The sequence below is a fragment of the Streptomyces sp. NPDC040718 genome, from assembly GCF_055593565.1.
Genome location: NZ_JBVIXO010000019.1, coordinates 106629 through 120510, shown reverse-complemented (window position 1 = coordinate 120510; position 13882 = coordinate 106629). Strand labels below are relative to the sequence as shown.

The 13882-nt window shown below is 73.9% G+C and carries 8 protein-coding genes; 3 read left to right on the top strand and 5 right to left on the bottom strand.

Annotation, left to right across the window (positions count from 1 at the left end; all coding sequences use genetic code 11):
- The first annotated feature begins 193 nt into the window (after positions 1-193).
- The 3 genes from ACZ597_RS32315 (at position 194) to ACZ597_RS32305 (ending at position 6827) form a co-directional block, all read left to right on the top strand.
- Positions 194-2221, top strand: a complete 2028-nt coding sequence (locus ACZ597_RS32315; protein WP_471338206.1) for a protein kinase domain-containing protein — start codon at positions 194-196, stop codon at positions 2219-2221.
- Positions 2222-2256: 35 nt separating this feature from the next.
- On the top strand, positions 2257-4554 hold the full coding sequence (locus ACZ597_RS32310; protein ID WP_471338203.1) for an outer membrane protein assembly factor BamB family protein: 2298 nt from the start codon (positions 2257-2259) through the stop codon (positions 4552-4554).
- A 119-nt stretch (positions 4555-4673) separates the two neighbouring features.
- Positions 4674-6827: a serine/threonine protein kinase gene (locus ACZ597_RS32305; RefSeq protein WP_471338198.1), complete on the top strand. Its 2154-nt coding sequence runs from the start codon at positions 4674-4676 to the stop codon at positions 6825-6827.
- Between the two features lie 105 nt (positions 6828-6932).
- On the opposite strand, the gene ACZ597_RS32300 is transcribed toward ACZ597_RS32305, so the two are convergent.
- The 5 genes from ACZ597_RS32300 to ACZ597_RS32280 form a co-directional block, all read right to left on the bottom strand.
- On the bottom strand, positions 6933-8273 hold the full coding sequence (locus ACZ597_RS32300) for a chloride channel protein (RefSeq protein WP_471338191.1): 1341 nt from the start codon (positions 8271-8273) through the stop codon (positions 6933-6935).
- 73 nt (positions 8274-8346) lie between these two features.
- Positions 8347-9018: a GAP family protein gene (locus tag ACZ597_RS32295; protein ID WP_471338188.1), complete on the bottom strand. Its 672-nt coding sequence runs from the start codon at positions 9016-9018 to the stop codon at positions 8347-8349.
- A gap of 28 nt (positions 9019-9046) precedes the next feature.
- Complete coding sequence (locus ACZ597_RS32290; protein WP_471338185.1) at positions 9047-10909, bottom strand: glycoside hydrolase family 15 protein; 1863 nt, start codon at positions 10907-10909, stop codon at positions 9047-9049.
- A gap of 76 nt (positions 10910-10985) precedes the next feature.
- A complete protein-coding gene (locus ACZ597_RS32285) occupies positions 10986-11819 on the bottom strand; it encodes a class II glutamine amidotransferase (protein ID WP_471338180.1) in 834 nt (277 codons plus the stop codon).
- Between the two features lie 392 nt (positions 11820-12211).
- Positions 12212-13468, bottom strand: a complete 1257-nt coding sequence (locus ACZ597_RS32280; protein WP_471338175.1) for a DUF2254 family protein — start codon at positions 13466-13468, stop codon at positions 12212-12214.
- Positions 13469-13882: the final 414 nt, after the last annotated feature.

Genomic DNA, 13882 nt, shown 5'->3' with positions numbered 1-13882 from the left:
CTCACGGCGCATGTGCCGGTCGCCGTCAAGCCACGGGGACGCTGATCAACGCCGCGAACCGCACCGGGTCCGTCGCGAGGGATCCCCCGCCGCCGTACGCCCGGCGCAGCCGGGATGCCCCCGCCCGGCCTGGGATACATCGACTTTGCCGATTCCGAAGATGGTTGACGGACGCACGCCTACGATCAACGGCATGACACCAGTGATCGCTCCGTTGCCGGGCGGTACGCCCGCGCAGCTCGGAGGTCACCGGATCCTGGGGGTGCTCGGCGCCGGCGGCATGGGGACGGTCTACCTCGCCCGCCGCCGGGGGCGTCCGGTCGCCCTGAAGACCATCCGGCCCGAACTCCTCCGCGACGCGGACCTGCGCGAGCGGTTCACCCGCGAAGCCGCCGCCGCGGCAGCGGTCCGCAGCCCCTTTGTCGCCAACGTGCTCGGCTCCTCGACCGCCGAGCAAGTACCTTGGATAGCCGCCGAGTTCGCTCCCGGCGCGACCCTCGCCGCCGCCGTACTGCGGCACGGGCCCCTGCCCGCGCCCGCCGTGCGCGTCCTCGCCGGGGCGCTCGGCCGGGCCCTGACGGCCCTGGGCGCGGCCGGGGTCGTGCACCGCGATCTGAAGCCGTCGAACGTCATCCTCGGCGCCGACCGCCCCCGCGTCGTCGACTTCGGCATCGCCCGGGTGACCGGCGACGCCACCTTGACCGCGACCGGGCAGCGCCCCGGAACGCCCGGCTACATGTCGCCCGAACAGGTGGTGAAGGGCCCCCTCGGACCGCCGAGCGATGTCTTCTGCCTCGGCGCGCTGCTCGTCTTCGCGCTGACCGGCCGGCACGCCTTCTACGACGGAGACCCGGTCCGCTCGGACTTCCGCACCGCCTACGAGGCCCCCGACCTCACCGGCGTTCCGGCCGAGATGACGCCCGTGATCCGCGGCTGCCTCGAAAAGCAGCCGGAAGACCGGCCCGCCGCCGTGGAGGTGGCTGCGGAACTGGACCCGCAGGGCGCCGCCCTGCGCGCCGCCACCCGCTGGCTGCCACCCACGGTGCTCGCCGACGCCGCCGAGATCGCACGGGCCGCAGCCTCCCTGGGCGCCGGCCCGCGGCTGCCGACCCGGCGCAGGGTGCTCACCGGCGCCGGGGCCGCCGTACTTCTCGCGGCGACCGGTGCCACCGCCCTGCGCACCCTCCAGGAAGACGAGGGCTCCGGCCGGACCCCCGCCCCCCGCTGGAGCGGCCCGCCCGGCACGGTGCCGGGGCCCCTGTGGTCGTACGACGGCGCCGCGGCGCAGTCGGCCTTCGGGCCGGTCGACGTCGACGGCCGGGTGTGCTTCGCGGACGGCGGCGGCGAGCTCCTCCTCCACGATCCGGTCTCGGGTGAACGGCGCTGGCGCGGACCGGTGGTGCGCGCCCTCTTCGGCGGCCGCCGACCCGTCGCCCTGGACCCGGACGGCGCCCTGCTGTTCCTGGACCCCGGCAGCGGTACGGTCCGCCACCGCGCGCGCGACGGGGTGACCAGGCTGCTCGCCGCCGACGAGGACCAGGTGTACGTCCTCGCCGCCGACGGCCGCCTGGCCGCGCTCAAGCTGGCGGACGGCACGGTGCGCTGGCGCGTGCCCTTCCCCGTGTCGGGCACGGTCCTCTCGGCAGCCGCCGGGTACGGGCGGCTGCTCCTGGCCTCCGCCGCCGGCGGGGTGGTGGCCCTGTCCGCCGCCGACGGCGGCCCCGTGTGGCGGCGGCCCGCCGGCCCCGACGGCTCACGGACGGCCCTGTCCGCGAGCGGAGTGCTGCTTGGCGGGGCCGGAGACCGAACGCTGACCTGCCTGGACCGGGGGCGCGGCGAACAGCTGTGGACCCTGCCCGCGGACGACAACGCGGGCTTCGGCGTACCCACGCCGGCCGGCGACAACGTGTACGTCGCCGACGGCCGCCAGCTCCGGAGCATCGACGTGAAGACCGGAGCCCCTGCCTGGACCGTGCCGGCCACCGAGGAACTGGCCCAGGACCAGGCTCCGTTGGTGGCGGGATCAGGGATCTTCGCGCCGCTGCGGAAGTCCGGGCTCGGCATCCTCGTGGTGCACGGCGGGCGGGCAGCCGAACAGTACGTGTTCGCACCGGCCCCGGCCGAGGAGGTCCGAGCCGACGTTCCCTGGCGGGGAGCGGTCGCCGGAGGCAGCGTCATCTGGCAACGCGGCAGCGCGGTCCGCGCCCTGCCGGGCATGTGACCGGCCCCGGCGGGGCCACGAGGTGGGGGGAACGCATGGGGGGCGGACGTCTGGGGGAGGGCTTGCGCCCCGAGGACCCGCGGTCGGCCGGGCCGTACCGGCTGCTGGCCCGTTGGCCCGGCCCCCGGCCGGTGCCGCCGCGCAACGGGATGTACGTGGGCCGCGACCGGGACCACGGGCACGCCGTGTTGTGCCTGCTGCCCCCGGCCGCGTACGAGGCGGCCGAGGCGCTGCACCGCGGGCCCGTGCCGGGAGTGCCGCGCGTACTGGACCTGCGGACCGGGACCGAGCTCTCGTGGGTGGCCCTTGCGCACACCCCGGCCGTGTCCCTTTCCGACGTCGGGCGGCGGCCCGGCACGGAGTCCGGGGCCCTGCCCCTGGAACAGTCGGTGCGGCTCGCCGCGGAGATCGCCGGCACCCTGGCCGCCCTGCACGCCCGGGGCATCAGCTACGGCGCCGTGGCACCCGACGGCGTCTGGCTCACCACGGGCCGCCCGCTGCTGATGGCGCTGCACTCCTGCCGCATGCGGTCCACGCCGCCTCGCGAACCGGGCCGGGGCGAGGGACAGGGGCCGCGACCCGGCGCAGGGCCCGGGCAGCCCGAACCGCACAGCCGCGTGTCGACCGTGCCCGCCGCATTCATGGCCCCGGAAGTGGCCGCGGGTCGGCCCTCCTCCACGGCCGCCGACGTGTACTCCCTGGCGGTGCTGCTGCTCCACACGGCCACCGGGCGGCTGCCCTTCGGGGACGGGCCGCCGCCCGTGCTGGCCTACCGCGCCCTCCACGACGGGCCCGCACTGGCTGACCTGCCAAGGGCTTTGCGCGAGGTGGTGGCCCCGTCGCTGGCCGCCTCCCCGACGGACCGCCCCACCGCCGCGGAGCTGTGCCAGATACTGGCCCCCGGCGGGCAGGACCCGGAGCGGACAGCGGACCCGCTGCCCGGCCGGGTCATCGCCGCACTGGCCGCACGCACGCAGGCGATCGCCGACCTGGAGATCGCCGATGCGGACGCGGACGGGGACGCGGACGGGGACGGGGACGGGGAGAGAGACAGGGACGGGGACGGGCATGCGGACGACCGGGCCCCGGCCACCCCCGACGCGCCGGCCCCGCCCACCCGCCGCCGGGTCCTGTCCGGCCTGCTGACCGGCGCGGCGGGAGCGGCCCTCGGGGTCTCCGGGACCCTCGCCTGGTCCGCCCTGACCCGCGAGGACACCCGCACCGGGCCGTCCGCGGCGGGCGGCGGTTCCGGTACGAGCCCCCGCGTGCCCGGCATGCCGCCGGCCGCCCTGTGGCGCCTGGACGACCCGACGGCCCGTACCCGGCTCCTCCCGGTGAGCAGCGCCGACCATTGCCTGATGACGCGTGGCGACGTCCTGTACGGGCACGACCTGCGCACCGGCAAGGAGGTGTGGCAGCTGCCCGCCGGCGGCAGCGACCCGCCCGTCCAAGTGCCCGGCGACCGCTTCCTGACGGCCACGCGCGAGGGACTGTCGCTCTGCTCGATGCGTGACGGCCGTACCCAGTGGCTCCAGCGCAACGAGCAGCTCGCGAAGGTGCTCGCCGCCGACGGCGCCACCGCGTGGCTGCTCACGGGGGACGGGAGTCCGACGGGCGGATACCTGCTGGCGGCGTTCGACCTGGACCACCGCAAGGAGCTGTGGCGCACCCCGCTGCCGAGCGGATTCGGCAACGCGCAACTCACCACCGCCGTCGGACCCGAGACGGTCATCGTGGAGGTACAGGTACCCCAGCAGATGTTCCGAGATGTCACGGCCGTCCGGACCCTCGCGATCGCGGGCGTCGAGCGGAGCAGCGGCCGCATGCTCTGGAGCCGCTCCTACCCCGACGTCCACGGCGGCCCCGCCTCCGTGGTGGACCCGGCGGGCGGCGGACGACTGTTCCTGCTCTCCGGCGGTCGCGCCCACGCCTACGACCTGCAGACCGGCACCCGGCTGTGGGAGTCGCAGGCCCTGGTCGCCGGGACCAACGCCCCGCCCTGCTTCAGCGGCGGCACCCTGTACCTGACCGACGACGGCACGGGCCCCATCGTCGCCGTCGACCCGGACACCGGCCGGACACGGTGGGAGCAGAAGCTCACCGAGAACCTGGCGTGGAACATGCTCGGGAGCATGACCGCGAGCGCCTCCGGACGCACCCTCTACCTCGCGACCCTGCACCAGGTCACCGCGACCGGCCTCCCCTCGGGCAAGCGGCTGTGGCAGACCGGGCTCGCGGGCGTGGAGGCCCGCGAACCGTTCCAACTCGCCGCGGTCCCCGGCACCCTGCTCGTCGCCCGGCCGTCCGCCGTGGTCGCCCTCCCGGCGGACTGACCCCGCGACCCCTCCCACGCCCGCCGCCACACGCACAGGCGCACAGGCGCACAGGCGCACAGGCACAGGTACGACCGCACGCACAGGTACGACCGCCACCCCGAAGGAGTCCACCGGTCATGTCCACGCTCCTGCCCCTGCTGCCCGACGATCCCGAACGGCTCGGCGAGTACACCCTCCTCGGCCGGCTGGGCAGCGGCGGCATGGGGACCGTCTTCCTGGCCCGCACCGCCGGGGGCCGCCTCACCGCGGTCAAGACCATCCGGTCCGACCTGCGCGACCAGCCCGGCTACCGCCAGCGGCTGGCGCTGGAGGCCGAGGCCGCGCGGGCCCTGGGAGCGGATCACACCGCCGCCTTCCTCGGCGCCGACCCCGACACGGCACGGCCCTGGCTGGCCACGGCATACCTCATCGGGCCCTCGCTGACCGAGGCGGTGACGGCCGGGGGGCCGCTGCCCGAACCGGTCGTCCGCGGACTCGGCTCCGCGCTCGCCGCCGCCCTCGCCGCCCTGCACCGTGCCGGACTCGTCCACCGGGACGTCAAGCCATCGAACGTACTGATCACCGCGCAGGGCCCCCGCCTCATCGACTTCGGGCTCGCCCAGGCCCCGGGCAGCCCCCGCCTCACGGAGGCGGGGGGACTCGCGGGCACACCGGCGTACATGTCACCGGAGCAGGCGCGCGGAGGACCGCCCGGCCCGGAAGGCGACGTGTTCGCCCTCGCGTCGGTCCTGGTGTTCGCCTCGACCGGGCACGGCCCCTACGACGCCCGCGGCCGGCAGAGCACCCTCGAACTGCTGCGGCACGGGGCCGACCCCGACCTGACGGGACTGCCGGACGGGCTGCGCGAAACGCTCACCGCCTGCCTGTCACCGGAGCCGGGCGACCGGCCCGACCCCGGCCGACTGAGCCATGAGTGGGGGCCGTTCGACCCCGGGGAGTTCGCCGAGCTGCTGCCGCAGGAGCTCCTCGCCGACCTGTCCCGCCGGATCGGCGACGTCGCCACCGTGGACCCCGCCCCGCTGCGCGCCCCCGCCCCGCGCCGCGCGCTCTCCCGCCGCACCCTGATCGCGGGCGCGGCAGCCGCCGCGCTCACCGTCTCGGGCGGCGCCTCCGCGCTCTGGGCCACGGGCAACATCCCCGGCACGGGCTCCGGTGGCCGTACTGCGGCGCCCGGCCCCGGGCGGTCCTCCCGCCCGCCCGGCACCCCTCCTGCCCCGCTGTGGTCGGTCCCGTCCCCGTTCTCCGCCGCCCCGGCCGTCGCGTCCGACGAGGTACTGATCCACACGAGCGACGTCCTGCGCGGCGTCTCGACCGCCGACGGCCGGATCCTGTGGGAGACCCAGACCGCCAAGGTCGACGTGGCCGTGGCAGTCGACAAGCTCGTCGGCTCCGTCTTCGACGACGACGGCAACGCGAGCGCGGGATACCTGGACCCGCGCACCGGCCGGCTCGCCGCCGACGCGGCCGACCCGGCCGTCCTGGGCGATCTCGCCCAGACCACGCAGCTCCTGGCGGCGGATGCCGAATGCCTCTACTTCAAGGCGTACTTCAGATCCGGCGACCGGCAACAGCAGGAGCAGGCGTGGCTGCTCTCCTACGAACTGGGCGCCCGGAAACTGCGCTGGCGCACGCGCATCGAGGGCGCCGTCCTGGACTCGATCGGCTCCCTCATGATGTCGTCGGTCATCTCCGGCGGCCGCATGATCTGCTCGGATCCCGCACGCGTCTTCGCCGTAGACCTGCGGGACGGCCGCGTGTTGTGGGCCTGCCGGGTCCGCACCGACCAGGAGGCCGCGTCGCCGAACCAGTCGGGAGGCATCAACCCTCCGGTCGCCTCGGACCGCCACGTCTTCGACTTCGAGGAGCGGATCACTGCGGTGGACCTGGTGACGGGAGAAGTGGCCTGGAAGCTGGAGCCGGAGGGCACGAAACTGCTGAGCGCACCCGTCTGCGTGAACGGCGCCGTGTACGTCGCGGACGGGGCGCTCCAGGCGTTCGACGAGTCGACCGGGAAGAAGGTGTGGACCCACGACCCGGGCGCGTACGTCTCCGTGCTGGCGGCTCCCGCCCCGTTCCGCGGGGAGCTCTACGCGGCGGTCGGCGGCAACGGTCAGGCGGTCGTCGCGGTGGACGTCGCCGCCCGCCGTGTCGCGTGGACGCTCGCCGCGGGCGCCGTGAACATGCCCGACGGCCCGACGATGATCGTCCAGCGCGGCAACCGGCTCTACCCCCAGACCGTCGACCGCCTCGCGGCCGTACCGCTCGATTGACGCCCGTCGCGACCCCGGCCGGCTGTGGCCCGGATCAGACGCGGAAGCCGGCGTACACCGCGCAGCACAGCGTGAGCGTCGCACCACCGATCCGCCGCCGGCCGTTCACACGTCCGCGCCGGCTCCCTCGCCGGCGGGCAGCAGTTCGGTGGTGACGAAGGCGATCACCGCCGCGAGGATGACGACGGGCATCATGGCGGAGCTGCCCAGCAGCAGCACCACGAGGACCACGCTGCTGACCGGTAGCCGCAGGGTGGCGGCCGTGGCCGCCGCCATGCCCGCCGCCATGGCCGGTACGAGGCCCAGACCGGGCATCGGGGCCAGCAGGACTCCGGCGGCGGCTCCGAGGAAGAGGGCGGGGAACACGGGGCCGCCGCGCAGGCTGCCCAGGCACAGGGTGTACGCGACCCCTTTGAACAGCATGACGGCGAGCAGCGCGCCCACACCCCAGGCGTGCGGGTCGGCCGCCAGTCGCCCCAGGGTGGTCTGGCCCGACAGGGCGACGTCCGCGGGGGTGCGGCCGGTGATCAGGGCGTACCCGGCTGCGCATGCCGCTGCCGCGACGGCGCACAGGACGGTGCGCGAGAGCACGCCCCCCTTGACGTACGCGGCGACGCGCAGGGCCGCCCTCAGGACCGGGTGCAGGAGGAGGGCGAGGGCGAGGGCGAGGGGTACCGTCCACAGCACGTCCGCCGCGTCCAGGCGGGGGACGGGCGTGGACAGCGTGAGGCCGAGGCTGCCCGTCTCCAGCCCGGTCCAGCGTCCCAAGCCGGTGAAGACCAGGGCCCCTACTCCACTGGAGAGCAGGGCGGGCAGCATGACCGCGAACAGCTGCGGCCCGCCGACCCCCGCCACCTCGATCAGGAGTACGGCCGCGATCAGCGGGTTGCCGAAGATCGCGGCGATGGCGGCGGCGGCACCGGCCGCGCCCAGCAGCGCTGTGCTCTGCGGGGTGGCCGGAACACGCGTGAGGTCACGGAAGAGCAGGGCCAGGCCGCCGCCCAGAGCGATCAGCGGGGCCTCCGGTCCCAGAACGGCTCCGAAGGGCAGGCTCGCGGCCGCAGCGAGCAGGACACCCGGCAGTGAGGTGGGCGGAGTCCCGCCGGTGTGGAGGCCGGACGCGGGGGCGTGTCCGCCGGCGCCGGGCAGGCGCGCGGCGACCAGACCGACGACGGTTCCCGCGGCCAGGAGCAGGGGGAGCGCCCACCACCACGGCGGGGCGTCCCGGCCCAGCCCGTGCGGAAGGTCCGCCCACAGGAGGTGCTCCAGTTCGTGCAGTCCCACGAGGAACCAGAACGCGACCAGCGAGACCGGGATGCCGATGAGAGCGGCGAAGGCCAGCACTTTGAGGTAGCCGGGAGCACGGAGTACCTCGCGCAGCCGGTCGGCCTCCTGCGGCTGCCGGCCGCTGCCGGAGCCGGTGGGTCGGGCGCTGGGCTCTGTCATGGCTCGCCTGCTTCCTTGCCCAAGGCCGGGCTTCCGGGACGGCCGCCGAGGGCACGGCGGCACGGTCGTGGGGTCAACTGGTCAGTTGGTAGAGGCTCCTGCCGACGAGCCACAGGCCCAGGAGGAGGCAGGTGACGACGATCGCCGGTTCCTTGTGGTGTTCCAGCCACGCTCGCAGGCGCAGCAGGGAGTGCTGGGCCTGCTCGGGCGAGAACACCATGTACAGCTCCATGGCCAGCAGGGTGGAGGTGGCCAGGAGGCAGAAGGCCGTGAGCGCCAGGAAGGACGCACCGTGGGAGAGGTCGGCCCGTACCACGGTGGCGGCGGCGGCGCCGACCATCCCCCATGGCTGAAGGAGCACGGCCAGGGCTGCCGCGGACCATCCGGTGGCATTGTGCGTCCGGGAGGTCGCGGACGGGGCGGGAGCCGCGGATGGTCGCGGGTTCCACGAGGTGGTCCGGCGGCGCCGGCGCCGCCGGTGCTCGCCGTACCCGGCCAGGCCCGCACCGATGAGCAGGGTGGCCACCAGTGCCGCGGCCGACGGCACCGAGCGGGGCGGTGGCGGCCGCCCGTCGGTGAGGAGGAGGACGACCGCCATCACGGCCACGAGACACCCCAGCCAGGCGAGGATGAACACCAGGCCCGTCCGCACCCCCCGGGGTGCGGACACCACCAGCACGAAGGCCATGATGGGCAACGGGAACAGCGTGACCGCCGAGCCGATGAGAAGAAGGTCGAGCACCAAGGCGGCGCACCCCCTCGGAGAGCGGGCGTCAGGCGACGCCCGCGGCTCGGTCGAGTTCGGAGTCAAGAGCGAGTGCTGCGGTGATGAGCGCCAAGTGGGTGAAGGCCTGGGGGAAGTTCCCGAGCTGTTCGCCGGTGAGACCGACCTCTTCGGCGAAGAGCCCGACGTGGTTGGCGTACGTGAGCATCTTGTCGAAGGCGTAGCGGGCCTGATCGAGACGGCCTGCCCTGGCGAGGGCGTAGACGTACAGGAAGGTGCACAGCGAGAAGGTGCCTTCCGAGCCCTGGAGGCCGTCCGGGGAGGCCGCCGGATCGTAGCGGTAGACGAGGCTGTCGGAGACGAGTTCCCGGTCCATGGCGTCGAGGGTGGAAAGCCAGCGCGGGTCCTTGGGGGTGATGAAGCCCACCAGGGGCATGAGCAGCAGTGAGGCGTCCAGGACGTTGCTGTCGTATTCCTGGACGAACGCCTGCCGTTCCGTGCTCCAGCCGAGGGTCATGACCTGTTCGAGGATCGCGTCCCGTGTGGCGGTCCAGCGGGGCAGGTCCCCGGGCCGGGCGGTGGCCGTGGCCTGGCGGATGCCGCGGTCGAGGGCGACCCAGCACATGAGGCGGCTGTAGGTGAAGTCCTTCCGGCCGCCCCTGGTCTCCCAGATGCCCTCGTCGGGGCGGTCCCAGTTCTCGCACAGCCAGTCGAGCAGGGCTGCGCAGCGCTGCCAGTCGTCGAAGCCCAGCAGGTCGCCGGCCGCGCCGGCCTGGGAGAGTCCGTGGACGGCCTCCCCGTAGATGTCCATCTGCAGCTGGTCCGCAGCGCCGTTGCCCACGCGCACCGGAGCCGCGCCCCGCCAGCCCTCCAGGTGGTCGAGGACTTCTTCGCCCAAGTACGGATCCCCGTCGACCCGGTACATGATCTGCAGGGGTTCGCCGTTGGGGGCTCCACCGTCCCCCACCCGCCGCATGAGCCAGCTCCGGAACGCGTGTGCTTCCTCGGTGAGGCCGAGGTCGCGCATGGCACGCACGGCGAGCGAGGCGTCACGGATCCAGGTGTAGCGGTAGTCCCAGTTGCGCTCGCCGCCCTCCTGCTCGGGCAGGCCCATGGTGGCGGCGGCGACGGGCGCCCCGGTGGGGGCGTACGTCATCAACTTGAGGGTGATGGCGGAGCGGTTGACCATCTGCTGCCACCGGCCGCGGTACGCGCAGCGTCCGATCCAGCCGTGCCAGAACCCGCGCACGGCGTCGAACGCCTTGACCACGTCACCCGGGCTCACGGGCGGTGGGGCCGCGCTGCCCGCGTCGCAGACCGTCAGCAGGACGGCCGCGCGTTCTCCCTCGGACAGGGTCACGGCCGCCCGCACGTCCGTCTCGTCGGCCTCCAGGGCCACGGGGCCCAGGGCTTGCAGGTGCGCGGTGATGCCGGGCCCGTCGAAGCGGGCGGTGGCGCCGTCGTACGTCAGCTCGTGGGACGCCCGGCCGTAGTCGAAGCGCGGGCGGCACTCCAGGTCGAAGCGCACGGTTCCGCGTACCACCCGCATGATGCGCACCACTTGGTGCCGGTCGGTGGCGGTGTGCGGCTCGTGGACGGGCATGAAGTCGATGACTTCGCCGACGCCTTCGGGGGTGAGGGAGCGGGTGATGAGGACCGCGGTGTCGGCCATGTAGAGCTGGCGGGTGACGACGCCGGCGTTGTCCGGCGGTTCGCCTCGGGGCCGGCCGGCGGCGTCGGTCGTGATGGCGAAGTAGCCGCCGCGGTCGTCGTCGAGCAGGCTCGCGAAGACGCTGGGTGAGTCGAAGCGTGGTGAGCAGAACCAGTTGAGCACTCCCTCGGACGAGACGAGGGCACAGGTCTGCAGGTCCCCGATCAGACCGTGTTCGGCGATCGGCGGGTAGGGGCGCATCGGCCCTCCACAAGGGTTCCGGGAGCTGACCGGCCGGACGGCGGCGGCCCGCCGGCCGATGGGTCCGGTGGCCGTGTCATGCAGGCACTGGGACGAAGGGGTACATCGCGTCAGCGCCCGGCTGGACGATGCCGTAGGTGCTCTCCGGCACCTCGTTCCACGCGCCGGGCAGATCACCGAGGGGTTCTGACACGATCAGGCGGGTCTCCTCGGAGATCTCCCGCAGGAACGCCACATCGGGATGCAGCTTGCGCAGTGCGTCCACCCTGCTGCTGTAGAACAGCGACCGGGACGCGTGCGCGCTGGAGTAGCGGAAGGCCCAGATGCTCTCGCCGTCGGTGATGGCGAGCGTCATCTGGAGCGGGAACTCCACTCCGTGGTCGTGCCCGGCGCGTTCCACCGTTCCCGCCATCCGGGCCACGGCGGCCGGCGGGTCCTGGTCCAGGCCGAAGGTGAGGGCCAGATAGAACATCACCTCCGAGTCGGTCGTCCCCTCGATGTCGGCGTACAGCGCGGGGTCGACGAGCATGGTGAGGTCCCGGCGCATCAGGTGGAAGCCGGAGACCGCGCCGTTGTGCATGAACATCCAGCGGCCGTGCCGGAACGGGTGGCAGTTCGACTGCTGCACCGCCGTGCCGGTCGAGGCGCGGATGTGGGCGAAGAACAGGGGAGCGCGGACGTGGTCGGCCATCTCCCGCAGATTGCGGTTGTTCCAGGCCGGGCCGACGTCTCTGAGCAGCGCCGGCGTGGCGTCGTCCTGCGAGTACCAGCCGACACCGAACCCGTCACCGTTCGTGGTCTCCACGCCGAGCTTGGAGTGCAGGCTCTGGTCGATCAGGGAGTGGGCGGGTTTGTAGAGGATGGTGTCGAGCAGCATGGGTGTCCCCGAATAGGCGAGCCATCGGCACATCTGCGATCACCTGGGTCCTTACGGCACGCCAGGAGGGAACTGCGCGTCCCGGCGTGCACGGAGTGACGCCGCTCGTCGAGCTCGCGCGTCACTTCTTCGCTGTGACTGCCGTTGCGGGCTGGGGCAGCCCGGGCGGGGATCGCCGCGGATCCTGCGGGCGACATCGTATGGACCCGGTCCGGCAGTCTCATTCTCGGCTCGCTCCCGGGTGCGCGCCACACGGGGCGGGACCACGGCCGGGGCCGGACCGGAGCATCCGGCCCGGACGTCCGTGCGAGGCCGCGGGTCGCCGTCTACGGGCTCGTCTCACACAGTGGCGCGATGCCGGAGGCGGGGCACGCCGTGACCGGGCGCGGGTCCGTGGCGAGCGCGACGCCTGCCCAGGCCCGGGGCTATTCGCCTTCGGCCGCCGTCCAGACGAGCGGGTACGTGTCGCCGCCGGTCCGCTCGACCCACCGGAGCCGGTCTTCCACCACGGCACGACGGCACTGGGGGGTCCGCTCCGCCAGTCTTCGCAGCATGTCACGCATCGCTCGCAAGGCCATCGGGGATCCGGCGGCGGCGATGACCACGTCGTCCACGGCGATCCGGACGTACCGGCCCCAGCCGGGCACCGGGACGCTCACCCGCAGCCGTCCCGCGTGGTCGTGGAACCGGCCGACGTCCAGGTCACGGCCGGCGAGGCGGGTCAGCAGGTCCTCAAGGCGCTCCAAGGCCTCCACGGCCGTGGCCGGATCGTTCACCGCCGGGGACAGGGCGCGGAGCGCGATGTCGGCGAGGAGTCTGAACGGCAGTTCGGGGTCCTGTCCGAAGGTGCGCTCCACCCCCGTCGACAGGGCTGCCCGCAGCTCCGCCTCAGCCGGACCGGGCAGCGTCACCTCGGCGAACACCATGCCACCCGACAGGGTCGCACCCGGCGCGACCCGGAAGGCGACCGTGGAGTCGTTTTCCCGCGCGATGGCCATGAGGGCCGGCACGTCGATCCCCTGGAGCACGGCCGGCGGCCCGGCCCAGCGAACGGCCACGCCCGCGCCGGTCGCCCCGGACTGCGGGGCGGAGGTCCCGTGCGGGGCGTGCGGGTGTGGGTACAGGCCGTCGTGAAGACGGTGTGCGCGGTCGGTGATCGCGGTCAGCGCGTGGCCGAGCTGGATCGAATGGAACGCCTTCATCTGCAGCGTCCGCATCAGGCCGAGCGCTACCAGAGTGAGGATCATGGCGGCGCACGGGACGAAGACGGAGACGCTCTCGCGGGTGCCGATGGCCAGGCCCGAGGTGACGCAGAAGACGAACACGCCGACGGTGAAGGCGAACGCCCGCCAGACGATCGGCTCGTCGCGGAACAGGCCGAGGCGGGGTGTGAACGTGCTCGCGGAGAACTGTACGACCAGAAACAGCATCGAGTAGATGATGCTGACCAGGCTGACCACGCCGAAGCCGAGGGTGAACAACACGCTGACCACCCGCCCGGCGGCCACCAGGGGCCCCGCTGTGACCAGGGGTGCCAGCAGGCCCAGCACCAGCCCGGTCACCGCGCACAGCAACTGGGCCAGGTCCCTGCGCAGGGCGCGCGCGGGCCGGTGGAACAGCGCATCGCGCCGGTGCGCTTCCCGTGCCGCGGGGCGGGCGGGCACGTCAGCAGAGCCGGGCATCCTGCCTCCTCCGGGGTCGTCTCCCGCCGGTGGCCCTCCCGGCGCCGCCGCCGGGCCGAGGGCGGCCCGGACGGCAGATTCATGGCGCTCCCTGAGGACGACTGGGGCGAAAGGCCGCTTCCCGGTCATTGGACAGGTGGCACCGCAGTTCCGCGCGTTCAGCCGGGCTCACCGTGCGATGCGCCAACCGGGTGATCGTGCGGGAAGCGGTCGGCCGAGAGGCGCGCAGACCGGAAAGCGGGCCGCGTCCGGCAGCGCTACCCCTGGAGGATCCGTGCGGCGTCGGCCGAGGAGACCGAGGGGCGACGGTCAACCATGCTCGCTCAGGCGCTCCGGGACCACGCGGAGAACCTGATCGCGTGCATGGTCTCGGCCTTCCATGACGGGCTGTTCCGCCCCGTGGCGGCGAAGAGG

What these genes read in the sequence shown, in the direction of transcription:
- ACZ597_RS32315 (WP_471338206.1), top strand. Translation starts at nt 194, where the DNA reads ATGACACCAGTGATCGCTCCGTTGCCGGGCGGTACGCCCGCGCAGCTC.
- ACZ597_RS32310 (WP_471338203.1), top strand. Translation starts at nt 2,257, where the DNA reads ATGGGGGGCGGACGTCTGGGGGAGGGCTTGCGCCCCGAGGACCCGCGG.
- ACZ597_RS32305 (WP_471338198.1), top strand. Translation starts at nt 4,674, where the DNA reads ATGTCCACGCTCCTGCCCCTGCTGCCCGACGATCCCGAACGGCTCGGC.
- ACZ597_RS32300 (WP_471338191.1), bottom strand. Translation starts at nt 8,273, where the DNA reads ATGACAGAGCCCAGCGCCCGACCCACCGGCTCCGGCAGCGGCCGGCAG.
- ACZ597_RS32290 (WP_471338185.1), bottom strand. Translation starts at nt 10,909, where the DNA reads ATGCGCCCCTACCCGCCGATCGCCGAACACGGTCTGATCGGGGACCTG.
- ACZ597_RS32285 (WP_471338180.1), bottom strand. Translation starts at nt 11,819, where the DNA reads ATGTGCCGATGGCTCGCCTATTCGGGGACACCCATGCTGCTCGACACC.
- ACZ597_RS32280 (WP_471338175.1), bottom strand. Translation starts at nt 13,468, where the DNA reads ATGCCCGGCTCTGCTGACGTGCCCGCCCGCCCCGCGGCACGGGAAGCG.